This is a genomic window from Marinomonas sp. G8-14 (genome assembly GCF_055808935.1).
Genome location: NZ_CM147891.1, coordinates 4,363,795 through 4,389,938, shown reverse-complemented (window position 1 = coordinate 4,389,938; position 26,144 = coordinate 4,363,795). Strand labels below are relative to the sequence as shown.

21 protein-coding genes and 2 pseudogenes are annotated in these 26,144 nt (G+C 43.8%); 10 read left to right on the top strand and 13 right to left on the bottom strand.

Translation table 11 applies throughout. The features are described from left to right. Positions 1 to 63: 63 nt before the first annotated feature. Genes AC0L6V_RS22455 through AC0L6V_RS22445 form a run of 3 tightly spaced genes read right to left on the bottom strand, consistent with a single transcriptional unit; the run spans position 64 to position 3,994 of the window. Positions 64 to 507, bottom strand: coding sequence for a [protein-PII] uridylyltransferase family protein (locus AC0L6V_RS22455; RefSeq protein WP_418138626.1), 444 nt, complete (start codon positions 505 to 507; stop codon positions 64 to 66). Then, on the bottom strand, positions 504 to 2,996 hold the full coding sequence (glnE, locus tag AC0L6V_RS22450) for a bifunctional [glutamate--ammonia ligase]-adenylyl-L-tyrosine phosphorylase/[glutamate--ammonia-ligase] adenylyltransferase (RefSeq protein WP_418138625.1): 2,493 nt from the start codon (positions 2,994 to 2,996) through the stop codon (positions 504 to 506). The genes AC0L6V_RS22455 and glnE overlap by 4 nt, the downstream gene beginning before the upstream one ends. A gap of 50 nt (positions 2,997 to 3,046) precedes the next feature. Beyond that, complete coding sequence (locus AC0L6V_RS22445; protein ID WP_265220561.1) at positions 3,047 to 3,994, bottom strand: CYTH domain-containing protein; 948 nt, start codon at positions 3,992 to 3,994, stop codon at positions 3,047 to 3,049. A gap of 130 nt (positions 3,995 to 4,124) precedes the next feature. Here AC0L6V_RS22445 and argE point away from each other — a divergent pair, with 130 nt between their 5' ends. Then, positions 4,125 to 5,309: an acetylornithine deacetylase gene (gene argE, locus AC0L6V_RS22440; RefSeq protein WP_265220560.1), complete on the top strand. Its 1,185-nt coding sequence runs from the start codon at positions 4,125 to 4,127 to the stop codon at positions 5,307 to 5,309. Further along, positions 5,290 to 6,613 (top strand): annotated as a pseudogene (argA, locus tag AC0L6V_RS22435) (amino-acid N-acetyltransferase). Before argE ends, argA begins: the two are co-directional and overlap by 20 nt. Before the next feature lie 60 nt (positions 6,614 to 6,673). On the opposite strand, the gene AC0L6V_RS22430 reads toward argA, so the two are convergent. The 6 genes from AC0L6V_RS22430 to rpoE all read right to left on the bottom strand — a co-directional run bounded on the left by AC0L6V_RS22430 (position 6,674) and on the right by rpoE (position 11,397). Continuing rightward, positions 6,674 to 7,099 carry a chemotaxis protein CheW gene (locus AC0L6V_RS22430; protein ID WP_265220559.1) on the bottom strand — a complete coding sequence of 142 codons (426 nt, stop codon included), beginning with the start codon at positions 7,097 to 7,099 and terminating at the stop codon, positions 6,674 to 6,676. A 153-nt stretch (positions 7,100 to 7,252) separates the two neighbouring features. Then, positions 7,253 to 8,662: a DegQ family serine endoprotease gene (locus tag AC0L6V_RS22425; RefSeq protein WP_265220558.1), complete on the bottom strand. Its 1,410-nt coding sequence runs from the start codon at positions 8,660 to 8,662 to the stop codon at positions 7,253 to 7,255. A 61-nt stretch (positions 8,663 to 8,723) separates the two neighbouring features. Then, positions 8,724 to 9,191: a SoxR reducing system RseC family protein gene (locus tag AC0L6V_RS22420; protein ID WP_265220557.1), complete on the bottom strand. Its 468-nt coding sequence runs from the start codon at positions 9,189 to 9,191 to the stop codon at positions 8,724 to 8,726. After that, positions 9,188 to 10,156, bottom strand: coding sequence for a MucB/RseB C-terminal domain-containing protein (locus AC0L6V_RS22415; protein ID WP_265220556.1), 969 nt, complete (start codon positions 10,154 to 10,156; stop codon positions 9,188 to 9,190). The genes AC0L6V_RS22420 and AC0L6V_RS22415 overlap by 4 nt, the downstream gene beginning before the upstream one ends. A 3-nt stretch (positions 10,157 to 10,159) precedes the next feature. Further along, positions 10,160 to 10,780: a sigma-E factor negative regulatory protein gene (locus tag AC0L6V_RS22410; protein ID WP_265220555.1), complete on the bottom strand. Its 621-nt coding sequence runs from the start codon at positions 10,778 to 10,780 to the stop codon at positions 10,160 to 10,162. 2 nt (positions 10,781 to 10,782) lie between these two features. After that, positions 10,783 to 11,397, bottom strand: coding sequence for an RNA polymerase sigma factor RpoE (gene rpoE / locus AC0L6V_RS22405; protein WP_428981194.1), 615 nt, complete (start codon positions 11,395 to 11,397; stop codon positions 10,783 to 10,785). Positions 11,398 to 11,602: 205 nt separating this feature from the next. On the opposite strand from rpoE, the pseudogene nadB reads away from it, so the two are divergent. Continuing rightward, positions 11,603 to 13,196, top strand: a pseudogene (nadB, locus tag AC0L6V_RS22400) (L-aspartate oxidase). Here nadB and AC0L6V_RS22395 read toward each other — a convergent pair. Together AC0L6V_RS22395 and AC0L6V_RS22390 are read right to left on the bottom strand one after the other, a co-directional pair. Continuing rightward, positions 13,193 to 13,600: a hypothetical protein gene (locus tag AC0L6V_RS22395; protein WP_265220553.1), complete on the bottom strand. Its 408-nt coding sequence runs from the start codon at positions 13,598 to 13,600 to the stop codon at positions 13,193 to 13,195. The pseudogene nadB and the gene AC0L6V_RS22395 sit on opposite strands and share 4 nt — an antisense overlap. Positions 13,601 to 13,622: 22 nt before the next feature. Continuing rightward, on the bottom strand, positions 13,623 to 13,898 hold the full coding sequence (locus AC0L6V_RS22390) for an FAD assembly factor SdhE (protein ID WP_265220552.1): 276 nt from the start codon (positions 13,896 to 13,898) through the stop codon (positions 13,623 to 13,625). Positions 13,899 to 14,220: 322 nt separating this feature from the next. Here AC0L6V_RS22390 and AC0L6V_RS22385 point away from each other — a divergent pair, with 322 nt between their 5' ends. The 6 genes from AC0L6V_RS22385 (at position 14,221) to AC0L6V_RS22360 (ending at position 20,946) form a co-directional block, all read left to right on the top strand. Continuing rightward, positions 14,221 to 15,540 carry an ABC transporter substrate-binding protein gene (locus tag AC0L6V_RS22385; RefSeq protein ID WP_265220551.1) on the top strand — a complete coding sequence of 440 codons (1,320 nt, stop codon included), beginning with the start codon at positions 14,221 to 14,223 and terminating at the stop codon, positions 15,538 to 15,540. Positions 15,541 to 15,643: 103 nt separating this feature from the next. Beyond that, complete coding sequence (locus tag AC0L6V_RS22380; protein ID WP_111607882.1) at positions 15,644 to 16,504, top strand: carbohydrate ABC transporter permease; 861 nt, start codon at positions 15,644 to 15,646, stop codon at positions 16,502 to 16,504. Between the two features lie 10 nt (positions 16,505 to 16,514). After that, entirely contained in the window at positions 16,515 to 17,345 is an 831-nt protein-coding gene (locus AC0L6V_RS22375; protein ID WP_409419110.1) for a carbohydrate ABC transporter permease, read from the top strand. A 19-nt stretch (positions 17,346 to 17,364) separates the two neighbouring features. Further along, positions 17,365 to 18,459 carry an ABC transporter ATP-binding protein gene (locus AC0L6V_RS22370; RefSeq protein WP_418138624.1) on the top strand — a complete coding sequence of 365 codons (1,095 nt, stop codon included), beginning with the start codon at positions 17,365 to 17,367 and terminating at the stop codon, positions 18,457 to 18,459. 1 nt (position 18,460) lies between these two features. Further along, positions 18,461 to 19,891, top strand: a complete 1,431-nt coding sequence (locus AC0L6V_RS22365; protein ID WP_265220549.1) for a mannitol dehydrogenase family protein — start codon at positions 18,461 to 18,463, stop codon at positions 19,889 to 19,891. A gap of 158 nt (positions 19,892 to 20,049) precedes the next feature. Beyond that, a complete protein-coding gene (locus AC0L6V_RS22360; protein ID WP_265220548.1) occupies positions 20,050 to 20,946 on the top strand; it encodes a helix-turn-helix domain-containing protein in 897 nt (298 codons plus the stop codon). Between the two features lie 59 nt (positions 20,947 to 21,005). On the opposite strand, the gene AC0L6V_RS22355 is transcribed toward AC0L6V_RS22360, so the two are convergent. Both AC0L6V_RS22355 and AC0L6V_RS22350 read right to left on the bottom strand, forming a co-directional pair. After that, positions 21,006 to 22,052 carry an FGGY-family carbohydrate kinase gene (locus tag AC0L6V_RS22355; RefSeq protein WP_265220547.1) on the bottom strand — a complete coding sequence of 349 codons (1,047 nt, stop codon included), beginning with the start codon at positions 22,050 to 22,052 and terminating at the stop codon, positions 21,006 to 21,008. A 10-nt stretch (positions 22,053 to 22,062) separates the two neighbouring features. After that, complete coding sequence (locus tag AC0L6V_RS22350) at positions 22,063 to 22,497, bottom strand: FGGY family carbohydrate kinase (protein ID WP_418138623.1); 435 nt, start codon at positions 22,495 to 22,497, stop codon at positions 22,063 to 22,065. Positions 22,498 to 22,761: 264 nt separating this feature from the next. Here AC0L6V_RS22350 and AC0L6V_RS22345 point away from each other — a divergent pair, with 264 nt between their 5' ends. Next, positions 22,762 to 26,133: an MHYT domain-containing protein gene (locus AC0L6V_RS22345; RefSeq protein ID WP_409419108.1), complete on the top strand. Its 3,372-nt coding sequence runs from the start codon at positions 22,762 to 22,764 to the stop codon at positions 26,131 to 26,133. The last annotated feature ends 11 nt before the right edge of the window (positions 26,134 to 26,144 follow it).

Sequence of the window (26,144 nt, the reverse complement as noted above, 5' to 3'; positions counted from 1 at the left end):
GAATTGTAGCGGTAAACTGGTTAATTTACGAACATCTTTTTGTAAAAAAGGTCAAAGCAATAATTAGATGGCGTCATCATGGATAAAGTTTTCCCAGTACTGACTCACTAGGTTTTGGTTATCCACTAGGGTATCTTTTTGCACGACTCGACCTTGTTGCTGCAGGCTTAGCCGATGCGTTAGAGATCGATAAAGTGTATAGGTATCGGTCATTTTTTCAGCCTGTTCGGCCCCAATCAAACCAACCAAAGCAGCGGCTTCTAATTGACGCACATTATCAGAGAAGCGCATCAACTCTGGGTATTTACACGACCAAGCCAACACCAAATACTGCACCATAAACTCAATGTCTATAATGCCGCCCGCGCCTTGCTTGAGGTCAAAACCTTTTTCTTTGCCGCCTGTATCAAGATGCGCACGCATTTTTTCACGCATTTTAATCACTTCCGCTTTGAGCCTCACTACGCTCTCGAATCGATGCGATAATGTCTTTACGGCAATCTTCAAATTTCGCCAATAAATTGGGCTTCTCCCGCTAATCCACGAGAGCGGGTCAGCGCTTGGTGCTCCCACACCCAAGCTTCTTTTTGCTGATAATCTTTGAAGGCTTCTAAACTCGAAACCAATAGACCAGAATTACCAGAAGGACGCAAACGCATGTCTACTTCATACAGGCGCCCAGCCGCGGTAAAGCTGGTTATCATGTGAATAAGACGCTGACCAAGCCGAGTATAAAAAGTCAGATTATCAATACTCCGCTCACCGTTTGTCTGCCCCGTTGCTTGCGCATCATGAATAAACACCAGATCAAGATCGGAATCGTAGCCAAGCTCCCAGCCCCCTGATTTACCATAACCAATAATCGCCAATTGCGGTGTGAAAGCGACTTCGCCTTGGCTGACGGGGAAACCATGCTTCTTAGTCAAATATTGCCAAGACTGTTGCAATACTTGATCTAAAAGCACTTCTGCCAACCAAGTTAAGTGATCACTCACTTTCATCACAGGCAATATTTCTGTGATATCGCAAGCCGCAATACGCAGAATAATAGAACGCCTAAAGCGTCGCATAGCGTCCATTTGAGCTTCTTCATCCTCTTCAGGCAAACGTAATAATATTTGCTGAAGTTCTTCCGCCAGCATGGCTTTATCAGGCGGTGAAAATAATGTGTTGGCGTCCAGAAGTTCGTCCAACAATGCGGGGGTTGTCGAGATGGCATCGGTAAACCACACACTTTCTCGACACAAACGAATAAGGTGTGTCAGTGCGGTTTGGTTTTCACACAATAACACCAAATACGCCGTACGGCGTAGTACGGCTTCTAAGATAGGAAAAACCCGCTCTAGAACCAGATCAGGATTCACTTCGTCTGTTAATTTAGACATCAAGGCGGCTAAAAATACCGCAAGGCGTTCTTGCCCAATTGGTTGCATAAACACGACTGTACGTGAGCTAAGCAATTGAGAAATTCGTGTGATACTGGCTTCTTGATCTTGCCAAGCGATCAACCCAATTGCATCTTCTATGGCTTCTCTATCCTCTGGGTGTTTAATGAGTAAGCGCCACGTTTCCTGATGCTTTACCTCCTCACTCGTTTCATGACCATCGTCGATTAACGCTACAAAAGAGCGATGCACATTTTTGCGCACTTCCCACAAGCGCTTATCCAACGCGTCCCACGATGAGAACCCCACCATTAAGGCAATGCGTGTACGCGCACTATCCTCTTCTGGCAACAGTTGCGTTTGCTCATCGTTGACCGCTTGCAATGCATGTTCTGTTCGACGAAGAAGCAAATAAGCTTCACGTAATTGGTCCATTTCCTCGACGGGCAGATAATCATGCTTAGCAAGATAGGGCAAGACTTTCAATAAGGCTGGCGTTTGCAAACCTTGGTCTCGTCCACCGTGCAATATTTGTAAAGCTTGAGCGATAAACTCAACCTCCCGAATACCACCCTCCCCCAGTTTGATGTTGTGCTCAATACCTTTACGGCGCACTTCTTTAGCGATCATTTGCTTAAGATCACGCAACGCACCAATTGCACCAAAATCTAAATATTTACGATAGACAAAGGGCCGACGTAACGCTTCAAATTCACGTATATCTAAGGCGTTTCCAGACATGACACGAGCTTTAATCATCGCGTAACGTTCCCAATCTCGCCCTTGATCTTGGTAATAGTTTTCCAGTGAGTCCATGTTTAACACCAAAGCACCAGATTGACCAAAGGGGCGCAAACGCATATCCACCCGAAAAACAAAACCATCTGCGGTCACTTGATCCAAATGCTGAATCAGTTTTTGTCCCAACTTAGTAAAATATTCTTGGTGAGACAGACTTTTTTTACCACCTTGGGTGTCACCATGCTCACGAAAGGCAAAAATCAAATCAATGTCGGAAGATAGGTTTAACTCGTTTCCCCCCAATTTCCCCATACCAATAACAATCATCGACTGAGGCTGGCTGTTGCTGTCCAACGCCTTACCGTACAAGGCTAGATAATGCTGCTCAGTCCATTGTAAGCTGGCGTTCACGCAGGCATCGGCCAATCCACTCAAACGCGCCGTAAGCTCGGTTAAGGAGAGACGTTGCTGAATGTCTAAGGCAATCAGCCGCACCATCCACCACTGACGGTACAGACGCAAACGCTTAATAAAGCTAGCCTCATCTAACGGGTCTTGAGGAACGTGAAGACAAGCATTGGCCTCATGAGCGAAATAGGCCTCACCCGCCATTAGAGCCTCTTTAGAAGGTCGCTCTGGTAATGTCTCTAGCACCAACAAATCATCTAACCACCGAGGAAACCGCGTGCATTGCTTGTGTAAGTAATCACTTAACACCCACAATGGCTCTAACATCGTAATTTGTTCAGAACTCAACAGATCAAGACCATGCCGTTGTCTTGACTCTTGGACCTGTTCCAATAACAAGAAACGAGAAGCAGATTGTTCGCAAAAAAGCGTATAATTGGGATTCAAATTTGGAGGGGTCAAAAGGGTTTCCTTACTTTTTTATTTTTTACGTCATCACGACAAACGTTAGGTTAAGCGGTTTGTTGATTTAGCCATTGGCCAATCTTAAGCATCGCTATACCAATTTGCTTTATACTGGCCAATTTTGTCAACATCATCGTCTCTTCAACCATAAGACATGACTCTAATTGACGATCAAGATCGTTTACTACCTCGACCAAGTCATTAGGTAAATACGTCTTTAATTGCGATATGGAATGACGAAAAGGTTGCATCAGCGCCTCGTCCTCCATGAAGTGCATCGCTTCCCAATAAACTAACCACACTTCATACCAATACGCTGCTAAAACAATTGTATTGGCGGTCTGCAGAGGTTTATCAGGAAACTCTATTTGCCCATATTTTAAACGCACCCCTCGCTGGGCCTTCGAGACAATACTCACCTGCACAGGGACACGTTCTGCCAATTGCAAAGCAAACTGATACAAACCCGCTTCATTGCCTTCTTTAAGCTCCAACTCCAACTCACAGATCGCATCTTTACCGTAAGGCGAGATGACCAGGCCATGATCACACACGACTTCCATTGTGGTTGCTTGAAATCTAACGTTCCAAACTTGTCTCTCAAAATCGGTACGATAAACTTCTATCAGCTCCCTACTCCAAGACATATCTTGCAATACATCAGGTAATGGAACCTCTGCTAAAAGGGATAAATCCAAATTATCATTCGGTATAAACCATTCCCATTCGCCACGCGCATGCATACCAATACGATCACTGCCACGGGTTTTGACTGTTTGAATAAACGTATTGTTCACCGCTCGAATGCGCAAAGCCATACCACCTTGCATTAAATCAGCATTTTCTGTATCAAAATAGGCGTTCATCAAAGCCAAAGTAGGCTGACGAGATTGATCATCCGTGTCTGACAATGCGCAAATTTCATCAAGAAAATCACTGGCGGACTTGAGATAGTCAGAGTGAAGCATTAACTTTAGCTCTAGCTCGGTAGCCATAATATACAAACCTCTAAAACCTTTGCTGTTGAACAAACGACAAAGAAAAATAATGTGCGAGCAAGTGTACCAGATGCCTAGCTTACAGTAGTAATATTCGACAATAACTTGGATTCAAGGAATACCCTTTATGCCCGCACTTCCATCGCTCATTAGTATGATGTCACAACTTGTTGCATCACCTTCTATCAGTTGTAGTCAAGCTCACTGGGATCAGTCAAATAAAGGTGTTATTCAATTACTCGAAAGCTGGCTAAGCTCTCAAGGCTTTCAATGTGAGGTGATGCCACTACCAGATCAACCGAACAAGTTCAACCTCATAGCCACGTTAGGCACTGGCGATGGCGGTTTGGTTCTGGCTGGGCATACTGATACTGTCCCTTACGATAAGGGTCGTTGGAAATCCGATCCTTTCAAGCTCGAAGAAAGAGACCAAAAACTCTACGGTCTTGGGAGCTGTGATATGAAAGGTTTTTTCGCCATCGTGCTTGACACCGTTCGTCAAATGCAGCTCTCTGATGTAAAACAGCCACTTATCATTTTGGCGACTGCTGACGAAGAAAGCTCTATGTCTGGCGCTCGAGCGTTGGTTGATCAGAATAAAATTAAAGCCAGATACGCTTTGATTGGTGAGCCGACGTCATTAACCCCCATTTATGCCCATAAAGGCATCATGATGGAGCGTATTCAAGTCACTGGCCAAGCAGGACATTCCTCTAACCCATCTTTAGGAAATAATGCTCTAGATGCCATGCATGCCGTGATGTCCGAGTTGATGATATTTCGCCAGAAACTGAAAGCTAACTATCGTGATGCGAGTTTTGTCATCGACTATCCAACCATGAACTTTGGCTGTATCCACGGCGGTGATAACCCCAATCGAATATGTGGTCGCTGTGAGCTTGAGTTTGATTTACGAGCACTGCCAGGCATGAGCAACCAAGCATTAATGGCGGAAATTGCTCAAATATTGCCACGTATAGAAGAAAAAACTGGCACAATAATACAGTTGAGTAGTTTATTTGCTGATGTGCCGTCTTTTTATACGCCTATTGAATCGGATATCATAAAAGCCTGTGAGGCTTTAACGAATCGTCAAGCAAGTACAGTCGCTTTCGCGACGGAAGGCTCTTTCCTGAACCAGCTTGGAATGGAAACCTTGATACTCGGCCCAGGCTCTATTGATCAGGCGCATCAACCAAACGAATTCATGGCCCTAGATCAGATACAACCTATGCAAGAGGTAATTCGCGGTCTAATTGAGCGATTTTGCCTTCAAACAAACGAGCAGAAAAATGAGGAACAGCGTGCCTGAAGATCTCAAATATGTGGACTGGTTCCGCCATTCATCCCCTTATATCAATGCACACAGAGGGAAAACCTTTGTCATCCTAATTCCTGGGGAAGCCGTCGAATGTACACATTTCTCAAGTATTATTCACGACCTTGCGTTGTTAGACTCTCTAGGCATTCGCTTAGTCTTGGTGCAAGGTGCACGTCCACAAATCAGCAGAACGCTAGAAAATAAGCGTATTATTAGCCGAGTTGAAGACAACTATCGCATTACACCACAAGACCAATTGCTGGATGTCATCCAAGCATCGGCGGCGGTACGAGTACAACTTGAGGCGCAACTTTCTATGGGCCTTTCCAATACCCCAATGGATGGTGCACGCTTAAAAGTGTGTAGCGGCAACTACGTTATTGCCCGTCCTTTAGGCGTGGTTGATGGCATAGACTATGGACATTCTGGTGAAGTTCGTCGAATCGATACAGAGGCGATCTTTCGTCTGCTTGAAGACGATAACATGGTGCTTTTACCACATCTCGGTTTTTCGCCCACTGGCGAAGTTTTTAATTTAAAAAGCGAAGATGTTGCCATTCAGGCCGCCGTTCAACTTAAAGCCGATAAACTGGTTATCTTTTCGGAAGAAGAAGGGATTTTTAAAGAAGATGGCGAACTTTATTCAGAACTATTGACCAAGGATGCTGAAGCCATTCTTAAAGCTCAATCACTGTCCAACATGACACATGCCGCATTAGATGCTTGCGTACAAGCGGTTCGTCAAGGCGTCCCTAGAGCACATTTAATATCTTACAACGAAAATGGCGGCCTGCTAAGAGAGCCTCTTCACTCGTGAGGGCTCTGGCACCATGATAGACGAAGACAGCTATGAGCAATTACGCCCAGCTAACATTGATGATGTGGGCGGCATGATGGCCCTTCTATCGCCGTTAGAAGAAAAAGGCATCTTAGTGAGACGTTCAAGAGAATTATTAGAGAACGAAATAGATAGGTTTATTGTTATCGAACGCGATGGTGCAATCGTCGCCTGCGCAGCACTCTATCCGTTTGAACAAGAATATGCTGGAGAATTAGCCTGCCTTGCTGTATCACCGGACTATCGTGGTTCAAACCGCGGTGAGCGGCTACTAAAAGGTATAGAACAAGCAGCCAAGCAACAAAATCTTTCGACACTTTTTTTGCTAACCACTCGAACCGCTCACTGGTTTATTGAACGTGGCTTTAGTGAAACAACATTGGCCAGCCTGCCCACGCAAAAGCAGGCACTTTATAACTACCAAAGAAACTCTAAAATATTTTCTAAACCACTTTAAGACATTAGGTAAACAAGAACGGGCTAATGGTAAAAATTGCCATGGCCCGTGAGCAAACATCTAATCTAATGTAGAACAATACAGATCGAACTCGACTAAAATATACAATTCATTCGCATGCTGAAGTGTACCTTTTATGCAGCTATGCTCTCTGTATTCAAGCCCTTGGATATCATTTTTTTCTGGTAAATCCATGACCCGCTCAACACTTTCAACTCGGATGCCAAAGTAACCCGAAGGCAAATCCAGTACAATAATATGCCCTTCTTTTTCACATTCCGCAGGGTCTATGTTCAGTAAATACGTGCCGTATAATACAGTCACCATATGACCACGAACATCTATCATGCCTTCAACTCCTTCACTAGCACCAGGCACTGGAGCTGGAGATTGATAGCTAAGTACTTCTTTCACACTCGACAAAGGATGAACGTAACGCTCCGCCCCTAGTCGAAAGCAGATACCTTTTTCTGTGGTTTGCTCCACGAATGAACCTCCAACGTTATGCATTACCCGATAAAAATTTTCTAAGAAGCCTTTAATGAGCAAAAATACTTACATGTCTAATCTTTTTATTCAAGTTTTAGGTAAAAAAAAGCGACTAAAGAGTCGCTTTTTAAAGATGAGTGCTTTCACATATCAGTCCGTTATTTTAAACGGAATAAACATTGGATAGCCTTGTCGGATAACACGCATTGGCACAGAACGACCACTTGGAATATCCTTGGCAATCTCACCAAACTCTGCGACGTTACCAATACGCTTACCATTCAACATGGTAATTACGTCACCAGGTTGCAGACCATTACGAGCGGCTGTACCACCGAGCACTTGCTCAATCACAACGCCACCATCGATATCAAAGTTTTTGGCCATATCTGCAGGGACTTCCCCTACAATCATACCAAGACGATTCTGGTCTTGTTGAGACTGGGCCACCGTTTTTGGATCATTTGGACGAGCCTCTAACATGACAGAAATAGTCTGTTCTTTACCATCACGATAGACTTTCGCATTCACCTTCTCGCCCGCTTTCATCTGTCCAACAATGTAGGGTAGTTCTCCTGAATGGGCGATGCTTTTACCATTAAACTCAAGAATAATATCCCCAGACTTTAAGCCAGCTTTTTCCGCAGGTGAGTCAGGTAAAACGCGACTAATAAGAGCACCATTTGACCGGTCCAAACCAAATGATTCTGCCAACTCATTGTTCACATCCTGAATCAGCACACCTAGCCAAGCGCGTGATACCTTGCCATCACTCTTCAATTGATCTACAACCGACATGGCTACTTTAGACGGTATCGCAAAGGATACGCCCATAAAACCACCAGAACGGGTATAGATTTGTGAGTTGATACCAACTACTTCACCATCCAAGTTAAACAGAGGACCACCCGAGTTACCTGGGTTAATCGCCACATCCGTTTGAATAAATGGGACATAATTATCAGAAGGCAAATTGCGCCCTGTTGCACTCACAATACCGGCAGTCACTGTGTAATCAAAGCCAAACGGTGAGCCTATCGCCAATACCCACTGCCCAGGTTTTAGCTTGTCTGAATCGCCCATTTTAACAATGGGCAGATCATCCGCTTCTATTTTGAGCAGTGCTAAATCGGTTCTCGGATCAGTACCCACTAATTTGGCCACGTATTCACGTCTGTCGTTAAGGCGCACATGAATTACATCCGCACCATCAATAACGTGATTATTGGTCAAGACATAACCATCATGGGACACAATAAAACCAGATCCCAATGAACTACGCTGTCCCTGCTGTGGTGGTGCTTGTTGACCAAAAGGCTGCTGCCCAAAAAAGTGTTTGAAGAACTCATTAAGTTCTTCACTGTTAGGTCCTAATTGCTGACCTCCTTCATTGGCCGTTCGCGTGGTAACAGTTTGTTCCGTACTGATATTCACTACAGCGGGTGAGGCTTCTTCCACTAACTCGGTAAAGTCAGGCAAAGAAGCCGCATGAGAAAGCATTGAAGCCATCATAAAACTACTAACGACAATCATGCTAACGTGTTTAAGCAATCTGTTCATTGATTGGTCTCCTTAAGACGTACCAAATTCATTACAGTGCCAGGTGAAGACTTTTAGACGCTTACGATGTCACGACCAAAGGGATATGACCATCGTGTAACGACTCAATTCTCAAAATTTTGGGATAATAATCAAGGTTGTTCACTTCTTGTTTTGACTTATTCCTTGCCAAGAGCAAACCACCAGCAAAACCAACAATTGCAAACACCACGGCTATCTCTGACTGCCCACCCCACAAAGAGGGAATAACAGCACCACAGACCAACCCCAACAGTGGTATTAAATACATCCAAACAGAGGCTTGCAATAATGTATCTTCTGGAATGCCGACGACCACACTTTGACCAACCTTGACGGTTAAAGGATCAATCGCCTTCATACGCATACGGTTTGACGAAGATACTTGGGCAATGGCATGATGACCGCAGCCATGACGAGCACGACAAGAAGTACAGCTACTGGTGCGAACTGTTTCCACCTCTGCGAAACCTTCTTCTATCGATAGTACTCTTCCCGTTTCTTCAATCATTGCTCTTGCCTTGGCATAAACACAGTCATCAACTTCTCAATGGTAAGTTCTGGTACCTCTCCTACCATGGTTAACAAATACAACTGATCTTTTACCTTAATACTACGTTCGCCCGCGATTGTCGCCCCCATACTTAAAATGGACATATCTTTGACTTTCATCGTCGGCTCAACAAAAATCGAAATCGTTGCCATTCCATCAGATAGAAGCAACATACTTGTGCCATGATTTAACGATCTAGCTTCCGGCCAAACGAGAGAGAATCCATCAGGCAACCAATCAAATTGCCATAGATTTTTTACTCGTCTTGGTTGACTTTCAACAAGCGGTTCAGCGTAACTTCCTTCTTTTGGGGCAAAGTCTTTATCTTTCAAGTCTGGCGCAAAATTAACAGAAGTGAATTGAATTCTTTCCAAAAGCTCACCGTCTGTTTTCATCATGTCATGCTTTAAAAGAAAATGATTTTCTTCGTCTAGCCAAAATTGATGTCCATAACGATATGGATCTTTTGGTACCAACTTAATCGTCACCACTTTACGGCCTGCAATACGACTTGTGTGATCACCCACTATCATGTCATAGCCCTTAATAAGCCGATCACTTTCAACGTCTTTAAAGCGCTTAAAAGGCGGTATCATCGGGGCACGCATGTTCGCAACCAGAGCATTGGGATAAACGGAAATGATTTTGTCATCAATACGCAAAACTTCAATCTTATCGCCGTCTAAATCCACCAAACTTTCATATTCTACGCCCCCCATTAAATCATGACGAACACGCATACTATTCATATTGTTGGCTTCAGAATGCACAAATACCCCGTCGTAACTCAGCGCTGAAAAGGATTGCGACATACTTCTCAGCAAATGCAACGCATCTGGCGTTGTGCTGCTCGCCATACTCACACTGGAAATAGTAAGGCACATCAGTGTGAAAAAAATATGTAAGAACGAAAATAATCTCATAAATTACTCTTTTACGGGATAACTGACGACTCTAGCCATTGGTATCATTCCTTGACCGACTGTCATTGCGGCTTGCTCTGCATGCTGTCGAAGATAATGCTGCAACCTGATATTGTCTGCCTGCAAGGTATCTTTATCTAACTGTGCTAGCGGCGTCACTATCATGTTCGGGGACGGCGTTCGAACCTCTGCAACAACATTAGTGTGTGCCGTATCTGATGTTAATAATCCATTCCCGCCTAAAACCACCACAAAACTCACACTGGCCGCAACGGCAACCCCAGACAACATAACGCGCCAGTTAAATCGAGATGAACTCACCTTTTCAGGTAACACAAAAGGCAGCACCTTTTTCTCTAAAGAAATATTGGGCTGTTTAGCTTGTAAATCGTCTTTATCAATCTCTTCTCGAACTCGCAATAACAGATTGTCTGCCAGTCCCAGTGTTACGGCCGACTCGTTATGAAGTGTTTGCTGTATCAAATGGAAGCTTTCTAACTGACGACTTAATTCCGCGCTGTCCGCTTGCAATAAACGCTCAATATCATGTTCTGATGCTTCACCATCAAACATAGCGGACAAACTGGTAAGCATTTCCGAGGCGTTTTCATTTAATGCTGCCATGTCTATTCTCCTGTATCCATTAACGGATGTATGTGTTTTTCTACCGCCTCTCGAGCACGAAAAATACGTGACCGAACGGTCCCAACAGGGCACTCCATTATCAACGAAATATCTTCATAGCTCAGACCATCAAATTCGCGCAATGTTAGCGCACTACGTAGCTCTTCCGGCAACTGCTGAATGGCATAATGAATCTCCTTTTCAAGGCGGTCTCTGTTCAATTTTGCTTCTGGTGTATCAATATCCGCTAAGGATTCATACACACTAAATACTTCCTCATTATCCAGTTCAACATCAGATTCTGGAGGGCGACGAGAGCGACTCACCAAATAATTTTTTGCAGTATTCACAGCAATACGATATAGCCAAGTGTAAAAAGCACTCTCGCCTCGAAAACTATCTATTGCACGATAGGCTTTAATAAAACTCTCTTGAGCAACATCAAGCGCTTCGCTTCTATCTTGTACATAACGCCCAATCAAACCAATGACTTTATATTGATATTTGATAACGAGCAGATCAAAGGCCCGCTTGTCACCCTGTTGTACTTTTTCAACTAACGCCTGATCAGAAGACGTTTCGTGCGGCATAGGCACCTCATATAAAACCTTATTCATCTGCGCCCTTGCATATTACAAGAGAAGACAACAACCCACTGAGCGAGTTCCCATGTGATATTATCAAATTGCTTATTTAAATAGATAACAATACACCTTAAGTGACAAAGCATGGTGAATATTCAAAATGTGACCTTAGAAAGTATTCACTATTTACTGACAACAATAGTAACATTAATTTTTCAGTCATAATTAGATCAATAACATGAGCCGACACTATAAACACGACATAGTCATCATTGGTGCAGGAGCTGCAGGACTGACTCTTGCGCTTGAGCTTGCAGACCAACATCGCGTGGCCGTTTTAACCAAAGCAGATATACGCGAAGGATCTACTTTATATGCTCAAGGCGGTGTCGCTGCAGTATTGTCAGATAAAGACACAATTGACTCTCACATCAACGATACCATTGACGCTGGCGTGGATCTTGGTGATCTTGATGCAATACGCTTTACCGTCGAACACTCTAAAGAAAGTATCGACTGGCTCATCGCACAAGGTGTGCCGTTCACTCGTTATGGTGAAAGTGAAGAGTATCACTTAACGCAAGAAGGCGGTCACAGCCATAGACGCATTATTCATAGCGCCGATGCAACGGGATTAGCCATCTCTAAGACCTTGATAAAAAACGCCACGAATCATCCAAACATTGATTTTTTCCCTGACCGTGTTGCCATTGATATCGTTACCACAAAAAAATTGGGGCTTTCAGGGCCAAATCGCGCGGTTGGCGTTTATGCTCTTAACCTAGACGATGACGTTGTGGAAGTATTTCATGGGCGCTTTATTTCGCTCGCTTGTGGTGGCAGTAGTAAAGTGTATCTGTACACAAGTAACCCTGATACAGCTTCTGGAGATGGTATCGCTATGGCTTGGCGAGCGGGTTGTCGAGTCGCCAATATGGAATTCAATCAATTTCATCCTACCTGCCTTTACGATGCCAAAGCCAAAACCTTTTTGATCTCTGAGGCCGTTCGCGGTGAAGGCGGCAAGCTCTTATTACCTGATGGCACTCGCTTCATGCCTAAATTTGATAAACGCGAAGAGTTAGCGCCCCGCGATATAGTGGCCAGAGCCATTGATCATGAAATGAAACGGCTTGGTATTCATCATGTTTTGCTGGATATATCCCACAAAGACCCTGACTTTATTAAAGAACACTTTCCGACCATTTATAAACGCTGCCTAGAGTTCGGTCATGATATGACAACAGGGCCTATCCCCGTTGTTCCCGCTGCACACTACACCTGTGGTGGTGTGGTGGTAAACAAGCACAGTGCAACCGACATAGATAATTTGTATGCGATTGGAGAAACCGCTTACACAGGCTTACATGGTGCCAATCGTCTGGCGAGCAACTCATTATTAGAATGTATTGTTTTTGCCCGCTCGGCAGCCAACCATATATCCTCACAGATTGCTTTAACGGTCGAAATAACCATCCCAGATTGGGATGAAAGCAAAGTAACAAACTCAGATGAAGATGTGGTCATTACCCACAACTGGCAAGAGTTAAGACGTTTTATGTGGGATTATGTTGGCATAGTGCGCACGGACAAACGCTTGTTAAGGGCTAAACATCGTGTCGACTTATTGCTGTCAGAGATACAAGAGTTTTATGCGAACTATAAGGTCTCGAACGATCTATTAGAGTTGCGAAATTTAGCCGTAGTCGCTGATTTAATTATACGTTCAGCTATGTCTCGAAAAGAAAGCCGAGGTTTACACTTCACGCTAGATTACCCAAATAAATTAGCGACGAGCCTCACCCACGATCCTTACGCCTCATAAAAATTAACCCTTTGGTTGAAAACCATTTTTATACATTTCACTGCGGTGCAACAAAATCTGTTGTGCCGCATATGAACGCAATAGGCGATACACCTCCTCCGTCACACTATCACGATATATCACTCGGTATTTGGGCCAAACCCGCCTCAAAAAGGCCTGCCCTTGGTCCACTTTCGCGATCAATTGAACGCTATTTGCACGGATAAAGAGCAACCTTTCATAGCGCTCTTGATTCAATAGAAATGCCCCCTGTTCATCGATGCCTATCTGCGGCGAAGATTGACAAAATCTGCGAACGAGTAACACCACTCCACCCAAGCCAATTCCCAGATAAAGCAATGCCCGCCAGAAGGCAGGCATCCAATAAGTCTGCAACAAAGCAGCATACGCTACGGCTATAAACAGCCACAACCCTATGCTGATCAAGGAGCATTTAAGCTCGGTAGTTTTCAGGCTGAACACGAGACAAAATAATATTAACAATACGAGCATGATCCGGATCTTCCGCCACGGAACTCTGCATAAACCATGGGAAAAGATCTTGATCTTCACAGGCAAGAAGATTAACAAAGCGCTGTTTATCCTCCTCTTCTAACGTCAAATATACATCCGCTAAAAAAGGCTCAAGCAGAACATCCAGCTCCAGCATGCCACGACGACACTGCATTTTAAGGCGTTTAAAACTAATAGAATCTGTGGTTTCACTCATGATATTACCCTTGAAATAGAATGCCGCCATTATAGCCATTTATACAAAAAAACGGAAACGACTAACGATCATAACATGACATTTGTCATACAAAACCTTATTAGACAAAGGCATAGCCACGATCTGACAATCCAAAAAGAATATTATATTGACTTAATTTTTTTCAATAAGTGAAAAATGAAACAAAATAGTACATTTATTGGCGATTTATGTATTAACAGGTCAATTCTTACATAGCCTATATTATTGATCACTTGATAAACGATTATCAAGAATTAGGTACGACTATAAAAACAAAGACACTCCAAACTGGGGGAAACCTATGAAACACCTGACCAAGAATACCCTAACCTATGCGGTATCTATCGCAGCGGCTATGACAGCAGCTAGCGCCTTCTCAGCAACTCAGATCACTGTCGCCACAGTTAACAACGGTCACATGATCGAAATGCAAAAACTCACTCCTGAATTCGAAAAAGCAAACCCTGATATCAAAGTAAAATGGGTAACACTAGAAGAAGGTGTATTACGTCAAAACGTCACTCAAGACATTGCTAACAAGAGCGGTCTCTATGACGTGATGACAATCGGCATGTACGAGGCTCCTATCTGGGGCGAGCGCGGCTGGTTACAAGCTGTTGATACGAGTGGAAGTTATGATGAAAAAGACATTCTTCCGTCTATCCGTGATGGCCTATCCTATAAAGGCACCATGTATGCAGCCCCTTTCTATGGCGAAAGCTCTATGGTTATGTACCGCAAAGACCTAGTAAAAGCCGCAGGGATGGAAATCAATGACAGAGACAGTTGGGAACACATTCGTGATGTTGCTGCTGCCGTCAATAATCCAGAAAAAGGCATCTACGGGATTTGCTTACGTGGTAAAGCTGGCTGGGGTGATAACATGGCGTTCATGACAGCCATGGCAAACTCTTTTGGTGCTCGCTGGTTTGATGAAAGCTGGAAGCCTCAACTGGAAACAGCCGAATGGAAAAATGCGGTTAACTTCTATGTCGATCTTTTGACCAAGTATGGTCCTCCAGGCGCCAGCAGCAATAGCTTCAACGAGAACCTCGCCTTATTTAACGAAGGCAAGTGCGGCATGTGGATTGACGCCACTATCGCAGCATCTTTTGTTACTGATCCTAAGCAAAGTAAAGTGGCTGACCAAGTAGGCTTTGCTCAATCCCCTTACTCGGTAACAGAGAAGGGCGCAAACTGGCTTTGGGCATGGGCACTTGGCATACCAGTAGCAACGAAAAACGCAGAAGCAGCGCAAAAATTCGTTCGTTGGGCTACCTCTAAGGAATACATCCAATTGGTTGGTAAAAATAATGGCTGGGCAGCGGTACCAACAGGAACGCGAAACAGTACTTATGCCAATCCTAAATTCCAAGAAGCAGCTGTCTTTGCTGATGCGGAGTTAAAAGCGATCAATTCTGCAAATCCAAACGACAGCACATTGAAACCATCTCCTTATGTTGGTGTTCAATTCGCTGCTATTCCTGAGTTCCAAGCGATTGGTACGACAACGGGACAAATGATCTCAGGTGCTTTATCTGGTTCTATGACCGTCGATCAAGCATTGAAATCCGCAAATATCTCAGCGGATCGTCAAATGCGTCAAGCCGGTTATTACTAACCATTCAGCTTGATAAAGAAATAGGGCTTAAAAGCCCTATTTCTTACTGTTGATTCGCTCTAAAAAGAGCAAACACCCTGCTTATAATAAGAGAAACACAATCATGAAGCGCTCAATCACTCGCTTATTAATGGCGCCATCCGTCATCATGCTATTGGTTTGGATGATTATCCCCTTATCCATGACCATTTATTTTTCCACCATACGGTACAATTTATTGTACCCTGGCCAAAATAACTTTGTCGGTTGGATGAATTTTGAGTTTTTCATCACCGATCCTGGCTTTATTCCTGCCGTTTCAAATACGTTGATACTGCTACTGTCCGTGTTGATCATCACGGTTGTATTGGGCGTGATGCTATCTGCCTTGATTGACAAACCTTTTTTTGGTCAAGGTATTGTCCGTGTATTGCTCATTTCACCTTTTTTTATCATGCCAACGGTCAATGCCCTTATTTGGAAAAACATGATGATGAATCCTGTGTATGGCATTTTTGCATGGATTTCTGAATCACTGGGTTTTGAACCTATCGATTGGCTCTCTAGCTATCCTTTGGCGTCCATTATCATGATGGTCAGTTGGCAATGGCTGCCTTTTGCCATACTGGTGTTTGTTACCGCCCTACAGTCGCAAGATACTGAACAAAAAGAAGCCGCTCAAATGGATGGAGCAACAGGTTGGCATATCTTCCGCTACCTCACCATTCCTCATCTTGCACGCCCTATTGCCGTGGTCGTGATGATAGAAACCATTTTCTTATTGGCCGTTTTTGCTGAAATCTTCGTTTCTACTGGTGGTGGCCCTGGTTATGACAGTACCAACTTAGCCTATCTGATTTATAACCAAGCGCTTCTTCAATATGACGTTGGCGTCGCCTCAGCGGGTGGTTTGTTTGCCGTAATACTTGCCAATATCGTGGCCTTTTTCCTAATTCGTGCCGTCGGCAAAAACCTAACGGTGTGAGGTAAAAACAATGACTCTTAATCAACAACGCAAACTCAAAACCATTCTGACTGGCTTATTCGCATGGACGGTCGCTTTGGTTCTATTTTTCCCGATTTTTTGGATGTTTATCACGTCATTTAAAACGGAATTACAGGCTATTTCAGTACCGCCCTCACTATTTTTTGAACCCACGCTGGAAAACTTCAGAATCGTTCAAGAGCGCAGTGACTACATTCACCACGCTTGGAACTCGGTCGTTACTTCCTTTGGTTCCACTATTATTGCGCTGATCATTGCCATTCCTGCGGCCTACTCAATGGCGTTTTTTCCAGGAAAACGTACGAAAGACATTCTGCTTTGGATGCTCTCTACAAAAATGCTACCAGCGGTTGGCGTACTCGTTCCGATTTATATCCTGTGCAGAGACTATGGATTATTGGATTCTAAAACGGCTCTAGTGGTCATTTTCACTCTGATGAATTTGCCTATTATCGTGTGGATGTTGTTTTCCTACTTCAAAGATTTACCAAAAGAAATCCTCGAAGCCGCGCGAATGGACGGTGCCACGCCTTGGGATGAAGTGGTCAAAGTGGTACTGCCGCTTTCTGTTGGTGCCATTTCGTCGACTGCTCTTTTATCTATCGTACTGTGTTGGAACGAGGCTTTTTGGTCTCTCAACTTGACTGCATCTGATGCCGCACCATTGACCGCGATGATCGCCTCTTACTCAAGCCCTGAAGGTCTGTTTTGGGCGAAGTTATCAGCCGCATCCACTCTAGCTTGCGCGCCAATCGTTATATTCGGTTGGTTCTGTCAAAAACAATTGGTCCAAGGCTTAACGTTCGGCGCCGTAAAATAATTATTAGGAAGTCTTTTTTATGTCTTACTTAACCATCACTGATCTGCAAAAACACTATGACAGCTACCACGCATTGCGTGGCATCAACCTCACTATTACGGAGGGGGAATTCGTCGTCTTCGTTGGCCCATCAGGCTGCGGCAAGTCAACCTTGCTACGAACCATTGCCGGTCTTGAATCCAGCACGGGCGGCAACATTGAACTAGACGGCAGAGACATTACCGAGGTGGCATCATCTAAACGTGACCTTGCTATGGTGTTTCAATCCTACGCGCTTTATCCACACATGACGGTGGCAGACAACCTTTCCTTTGCGCTTCGACTCGCCAAAGTATCTGACGCTGAAATCAAAGAAAAAGTACGTTCAGTGTCGGCTTCATTGCAACTTGATGCCTTATTAGAACGCAAGCCAAAAGAACTATCCGGTGGACAGCGTCAACGGGTAGCGATTGGTCGCGCTATTGTGCGCCAACCAAAAGTCTTCTTATTTGATGAGCCGCTGTCCAACCTCGACGCTGCTCTTCGCGTACAAATGCGCTTGGAGTTAGCTCGTCTGCATAAGAAGCTTGGCACCACCATGATTTATGTCACCCACGACCAGGTTGAAGCCATGACATTGGCAGATCGAGTGGTTATTTTGAATGCAGGCCAAATAGAGCAAGTCGGTACGCCGCTTGAACTTTACCGCCAGCCAAACAGCCGCTTTGTGGCTGAGTTTATTGGCACGCCTAAAATGAACCTGATCCCAGCAAATAAAATAGTCCGTCACGAAGACAACCTAGCGATTGACTTGCTTGGCCAGCAGATTATTTTCCCAGTGAATCGTCTAAAGGTACCGCTGCCTAAAAGTGCCATCGTCGGCATTCGCCCTGAACATATGACACTGGTCCAAGAAGGTGGTGACTTATCCGGTCGCATTGAATTGGTTGAACATCTCGGTTCTGAAGCTTACGCACACCTACAGTTGTCTAGTGATCAAACCATTATCATCAAAGCACCCGCTCGTACTGCGCTGAAGGATGGCCAAGTCGTCAACATCAAAATTGATATGTCAGAAGTCATTTTGTTTAACGAAAACGATCGTGTGATTTCTGTCATTCCGGAGGAAGTATAATATGAGTAATTTCTTGCAGGCTTCATCCAACATGGAGCAGCTTTCTGTTCAGAATTATGCGAAAGACGCTATTCAAGCAGGTATCGTACATTTAGGTGTAGGCGCGTTCCATCGTGCTCACCAAGCCGTCTACATTGATCGATTATTGGCGCATGACGCACAGCAAAAATGGGGCATAATTGGGGTTAATATTCGCCCACAAGACAGCCAAGCCTTTGCTCGTTTTATTGAGCAAAAAGGGGAATATGTTTTAAAAACCATGGCCGCCGATGGCGAAACAAATTACGAGCATATTCGCTCAATTGTCGAGCAGATTGATGGCGCAAGTGCGCCTGAAAAAGTCGATGCAGCAATTGCCGATGCGAACATCCAGCTCGTCACGTCAACAGTGACAGAAGGTGGCTATTACCTTGATGAAAAACGTCGCTTGATGCTTGAACATCCAGCGATTAAGGCCGACGTTGAGGGTGCTCGCAATACGCTTTATGCTTTTTTGTATGCGGGACTAAAACGGCGTAGCGAAACATCCAACGCCAAAATCACTTTATTGTGCTGCGACAACCTTCGCCATAATGGTGAATTGCTAAAAACGGGTCTCATGCAATTTTTGGCAGCCAAAGAAGACACTAAACTCGCTCATTGGGTTGAGGAAAACGTATCTTTCCCATGTTCTATGGTGGATCGAATCACGCCAAAGCCAAGTCAACAACATGTCGATGATGTTCGTGCCCGCTTTGGTGTCGATGACCAGATGACGGTGATGGGTGAAGATTTTATTCAATGGGTGGTAGAAGATAATTTTGCTGGTACAAAACCGGCCCTTGATCTGGTTGGCGTACAATTTGTAAAAGACGTTGTGCCCTTTGAAGAAGCGAAGATTCGCATTCTGAACGCTGGCCATACTTGTGTGACTTATCAAGCGGCGTTAAAAGGTCTCACCTATTTTGATGAGGCCATGCGTGATCCTGAGTTAAATCAGTATTTTAGCGACTTCATTTTGCAGGATTCCATTCCGGCGATTGGGGATTCTGTGGTGAATCTAGAAGCTTACTTTGACATTATTGCCAGACGTTTTAGCAATGCCAATATTGGTGATACTGTTGAACGTATCTGCACGGATGGCTATGCTAAATTCCCGATTTTTGTCTTTCCAACATTAGAAGGAATCTATCGCAAAGGCGGTACACCCAACAAAACACTTGAAGGCATTGCCAGCTGGTTCACCTTCATACACCTTTCCAATCAAGGTAAAGTCAGTACGCCTTACCATGAACCAAACAAAGCCTCTCTTGCGGCTTTTAGCCATGATGCTGCGGGTATACACGCTTTTACAACGGACCGTTATTTATGGGGCAATCTGCCAACAGAATTCCCTGATTTTGTTGCACAGCTCGCCAACGCCATTCAAACAAGTATGGCAAAGTATGTCTAAATCGTTGTAATCTCATTCAGGCACATAAGGGGCGACATTTTGTTCTATCCCTTGTTTGCCTGAACCATTGTTGTGAAAAATAAGAATATAGAGCATAGCGTAGACAAGAGAAAGATCGTCCTATATCTGTCCCATAGCGCTGCTCAAGCGAGAAGATTATGCCGAACACCGCCAAACGCATTACCCCTGAATACGAGATTGTCGAAGACAACGAAACGATTCGATATTTGGAACATGGTTACCCAAGTGACCTTATTCGCTGGCACGCCCATGACGACTACGAATTACATTTTATTGTCGCCACCTCGGGCAAAGTATTTGTGGGAGACTACATTGGCAATTACTCTCCGGGCCAACTCATCTTAACTGGCCCTCGACTTCCCCATAATTGGCTTTGTCAAAATGATCAAGAAGCCATTCAATTAAGAGATATGGTGATTCGTTTTGATCATGAATCTTTTTCTAATGGCATGAAAATCATACCAGAACTTGCTGAAATTCTGCCGATGCTAGCAAGAGCCAAATCGGGTATCGAATTTTTTGATTTAGACCCTGAATATCTCAAAGATGTTTTCCAAAAAGTTCGCGACTCCAGTGGGTTATCACGACTTATTCTTTCGCTTCCTCTACTGCAAAAGCTAGCCCAAAGCCGAAATTATCGCTTACTATCAACGGTACAAATTGATTTAAAATCGAGCGAATTGCTACAACGAAAAATCAATACCGTGGTGGATTATGTATCACAAAATTACAGTCAAGATATCACACTGTCCAGTGTCGCGAGTTTAATTGGTATGTCTGATAGCCATTTTTCACGTTTTTTCAAAAAGGCCACTGGCAATCGTTTTATTGAATTTGTCAATCGTGTGCGAGTCAGTCGTGCGTGCAGCTTGCTTACCGAAACGGATCAGCAAATTGCGACAATTTGCTTCCAAGTGGGCTTTAACAATGTCGCCAACTTTAATCGCCGGTTTCATGAGTTAAAAGGCGTCACCCCCCGAGATTTCCGTACCCAAAGCAACATTCATATTGACGGTATCTTGCCGTTATCCTAATGACCTCAATGAATCAATGTGCCGCTAAAAACCATAATGGTAGCGGCACATTCTTTTGACTAAATAGACAAGGTTGCCAGCCTCTCGTTTAAGCCCTTAGTTGCATGATAGAGAGATTGGTACAAGGCGTATTTATCACCATAATACGACCTCAAACTTGCGTCGGGTTCGTGTACTTCTAATACCTCTGGCATTGTGCAATATTGCGAGATCAAAGACTCTATATTCAGCCCTAGGCTTTGCTGCTCTCCTAAAAGAGCCAAGCGCGCCGCCCCCAAACCGGGTCCAACATCACCACCGTCCCGATAAATAAGACGTTTATTTAATACACTGGCAATAATTTGGCGCCACATGGCAGAGCGCGCACCGCCACCGATTAATGAAAGTTCATCAACCATACTTCCTGCGCTGCTCAAGGCATTTTGACAATCTAAAAGAGAAAACGCGACGCCTTCCAATATGGCTAACGTCATGTCTTCCACACGAGTCGTATTGCTCAAACCAATAAACTGACCATTCGCCTGTGGGTCATTGTGAGGGGTACGCTCACCACTAAGGTAAGGTAAAAACAACACCTTGGTACGTTGCATATCACTGTCTTCAAGCGCATCTAGTAATTCGACTACCGTTTTATCCACCAGCTTCGCAAACCAAGCTAGAGAATTGGCTGCGCTCAACGTAACGCCCATTTGATGCCAGCGATCTGGCAAGGCGTGACAAAAAGCATGCACAGTATTTTGTGGATTGGCTTTATGTGACTCACTGACAGTGAAATACACACCAGAGGTACCAAGAGAAATAAAACCTTGACCGGAATCGGTGACTCCCATTCCGACCGCCCCTGCCGCGTTATCACCAGCACCGGCCACAACAGGTAATCGTGGAAGTCCTAACTCTTGAGCAATCGTGTCAGACAAAGCACCTATAACATCACAGCCTTCGTACACTTTTGGCATATTGTCCTGACTCAAGCCTGTCGCGCCCAATAGAACATCATCCCATTGACGCGTTTGCGGATTTAACCAAAGTGTTCCAGCGGCATCGGAACAATCCGACGACATGACCCCAGTCAATCGATACGCTAAATAATCTTTGGGGAGTAGCACATACGCCAACTTAGCAAATATATCGGGCTTCGTTTTCTTGCACCCAGCGTATTTTAGGTGCAGTAAAGCCCGGCATATAAAGGTTGCCAGAACGTTCAATCAAATCTGGAAATTCCGCCATCAAGGCTTCGCACTGCGCTTGACTCCGGCCATCGTTCCACAAAATACAAGGTCGTAATACATCACCGTCTGCATCAAGCAGCGTAGCACCATGCATTTGCCCAGATAGCCCTATGGCTTTTAATTTGCTTACATCCAAACGCTGTTGCAATCGCTGAATGACATCAATGCAAGCTTGCCACCATGATTCAGGGTCTTGCTCAGACCAGGTTGCATGGGGAGAACTTACGGTGAGCGATACGGACTCCTGCACCAACACATTACCCTTGTCGTCGATAACGACACCCTTTAACCCAGAGGTTCCAAGATCAAGACCTAAATACATTTTGTTACTCTTCTTCATCGAAAGTGGTGTTTTGTTTTTATTCTTGTATGGCATGCTACGCCATTCAATACATACATTTGATACTCGAAAGAATAGGGAAAAGAGTCAATAAAATTATGAAAATTGGCACTTTTAGTACATATAGAGCATAAAAATCGTTAGTTTTTCTTGTACTAAATCTCATCGACATGCAGACATTTACTATAAATAATAGTCCGTTCGTTCGAAACGCCCTAACCATATAAAGCTCATAAAGTGGATGCAATGCCGTTGTTAAATGATTTTTTCATCACTCATACAGATAACACTTACCTAGTGGTAGGCGAATATAATTATCTGCTAGTCATACTTTCTATTTTTCTCGCAACGGTAGCGTCCTTTTTCGCTCTGCATTTTGCGTCCATTGCGCAACATATTGTTATAGAAAAATACAAAAATATCGCGCTTGTCTCTGGTTCTTTCATCATGGCAGGCGGTATTTGGAGTATGCATTTTGTCGGCATGCTGGCATTTAATATGGGACATGGAATCTCTTATGATCCATTGTTAACAGCCTTCTCTCTGTTACCCGCTATTTTAGCGTCTTACTTCACTCTGAAACGGTTAATTAAAAGTGACCTAAGTACTTGGCAACTGCTCGTTAATGGTCTGCTTGTCGGTGGTGGGATTGGCGCAATGCATTATATTGGCATGGCAGCGATGAAAATGGATGTTGAACTAAAATATGATCCAGCGTGGTTCTTAATATCGCTAGTCATTGCTGTTGCTCTCGCTTTTATTGCCTTATCGACTCACTACTATATCAGAAAAGTTTGGGCTAATTTGAGTACTAAATGGGTCAGCTGTATCAGCGCGCTCATTATGGGAGCCGCTATTTCTGGTATGCATTATGCGAGTATGGCAGGAGCGAGGTTCATTTCCCTCGGTGAAACCGGAATGCATCACATACAAGACGATTCTAATGATGAACTTTCGTTCGTTGTGGCAATCATCACTTTATTACTATCAATTCTAGCGGCTAACATCGCTTCGCAATTACGTTATCGCCAACTGTTATTGGAAAAGACAGCAAGTGAAGTTAGATTAAAAACAACCTTAGATACAGCCGTTGACGGCATTATTACTATAGACTGTCACGGCATAATTCGCGAATTCAACAAAGCTGCCTCTGTCATTTTTGGCTGGCAAGAAGAAGAAATTATTAATCAGCATTTTGGCTCTTTATTTCCTCAAAAATACGCTGACGAATTCGATCACTTTCTAGCCACATTTCGCAATACTGGAGAAGTGGCAATAGCGGGAACGGATAGAGAAATTCATGCAGTAAATAGAAATGGACATATTTTCCCTATTAGATTGGGAGTTGGAAGAGTTGATATTCCTAGCGGTGACACATTGTTTGTTGGTTTTATTACTGATATTTCTGCTCGAAAATCACTTGAAGAGTCCATCAAAAAAAGTGAAAAACAATACAGCTCTTTAATCAGGAACATCCCTGGTGCTTCTTTTCGCTGTTTAATGGACGAACACTGGACAACTCTTTTTGTGAGTGAGGCTATTTACGATGTGACTGGATGGGGAACAAGTGAGTTTTATAACAAAGCAGTCTCATTTGCAAAGCTCGTTCATCCTGATGATGTAAAATACGTTTCTTTCACCATAAATGAAGCAACTAAAACGCGTAAAAGTTATAAATTAGAATATCGTTTAAGACACAAAGAGGGCCATTATGTTTGGGTTTTAGAAAACGGTTCAGTCATTCTAGACCAACACGGTAATCCAGAATGGATTGATGGCGTTATTTTGGATATTTCACAACGTGTTAAAATGGAAAATGAGTTGCGTTATGCAAAGGCAAAAGCAGAGGCATCCGCTGAGAGTAAAGCATCATTCTTAGCCAATATGAGTCATGAAATCCGCACCCCAATGAACGCTATTATTGGTTTTTCAGATATTTTATTAGAGGCCGACGTCTCCAATGAAAACAAAAAACATTTGGCAACGATTAACAAATCTGCCCGCTCTTTATTACACCTGTTAAACGACATACTAGACAGTGCAAAGCTTGACAAAAATAAACTCGAGCTGGACATGCAGGTGTTTGTACTTGAAAACATGGTAGATACGGTTATCTCAACCCTATGGTTACAAGCCAAAAGCAAAGGTCTTGAACTCAGTTTTACCGTAGAGCCGCGTGCTGCTTGTGCTTACCTAGGCGCAGAAGATCGCATACGCCAAGTGTTAATGAATATTTTAGGAAACGCCATAAAATTCACCGAAAAAGGCAGTGTGACCTTAACAGTATCTAAACGAGATGAAGAAAACCAAGTACGCTTTTTGGTGAAAGACACAGGCATAGGCATTCCCAAAGAAAGATTAGAAACTATTTTTGAGCCCTTCACACAAGCCGACGCCTCCATGAGCAGGCGCTTTGGTGGAACAGGGCTAGGCACCAGCATTTCCAAACAGCTAGTAACCTTGATGGGTGGTGACATTCATGTCGATAGCGAAGTGGGTGTTGGTAGCTGTTTCTATTTTGATCTACCTCTCACTGAGTCAGAAATTCCTTCTTCGAGAGATGACACAAGCATATTCCCCACCCTTGCTCCTAGAAAAGTACTTCTCGCCGATGATATAGAGCAAAACCTTACGTTGCTTTCCTTACTATTAAAGCGACAAGGCCATACCATTTTTTTAGCAAAAGACGGCATAGAAGCCATTGAGCAATTCAAAAAAATACAACCTGACATTATTTTGATGGACATTCAAATGCCAAATATGGATGGGTTGACTGCTACCGAAGAAATTCGACGCTACGAAGCGGAAAAGCAGCTCAGTCGTACCCCTATTATTGCACTAACTGCCAGTGTACTGGTTGAAGATAGGCTAGAAGCTCGACAAGTCGGAATGGATGGGTTCGCTAACAAACCTATCGACATTAAAGCCCTGATAATTGAAATGGCACACGCACTCGAACCCAGTTTGAAAATAGCTAAACAAGCCAACCTTAACCACCAACAAACTCGCGATGAAAACAAACAAATCCACCTTTATAAAGGTCTCTCACTGTGGGGAGACTTAACAACGTATGCCTCTGAATTATCAACATTTGCCACTCAACATGCGCACTTAACCGATCGATTATCAGCACTTTTGGAAGAGCAAAAGTATAAAGAAATCAATGAATTGGCTCATGCTATAAAAGGCACATCAGGCAACCTTGCGCTCTTGGATATCTCTAACTGGATGATGACAATAGAACGGGCAGCACAAATAGAAAGTCATGACCAGTGCTTGAAAAGCGTGCAGGTATTGGCCTCATTATTGACTCGTTTTTTTGACGAACTCAAACAGTTAACACAAAAGGTCCATGCTAATATTGATAGCCAACACATAGAAATACATTCAGACCTCCCCAACATGCCTCTAAAACCTTTGCTTGATACTTTAATGCTTTCTTCAAATTCAGGAGAAGTAGACGACGAAAACATAGATCTACTCATTCGACATGCGCCACATCACATGAAAAGACAAGCAATTGAAGTTAGCGAGGCAATCGCTAACTTTGATTTTAACTACGCCACGCAGCTTTTAACTGATATAAAAAACTCTCTACCACAAGAGGCTGATCTATGAGAATTGGTCGC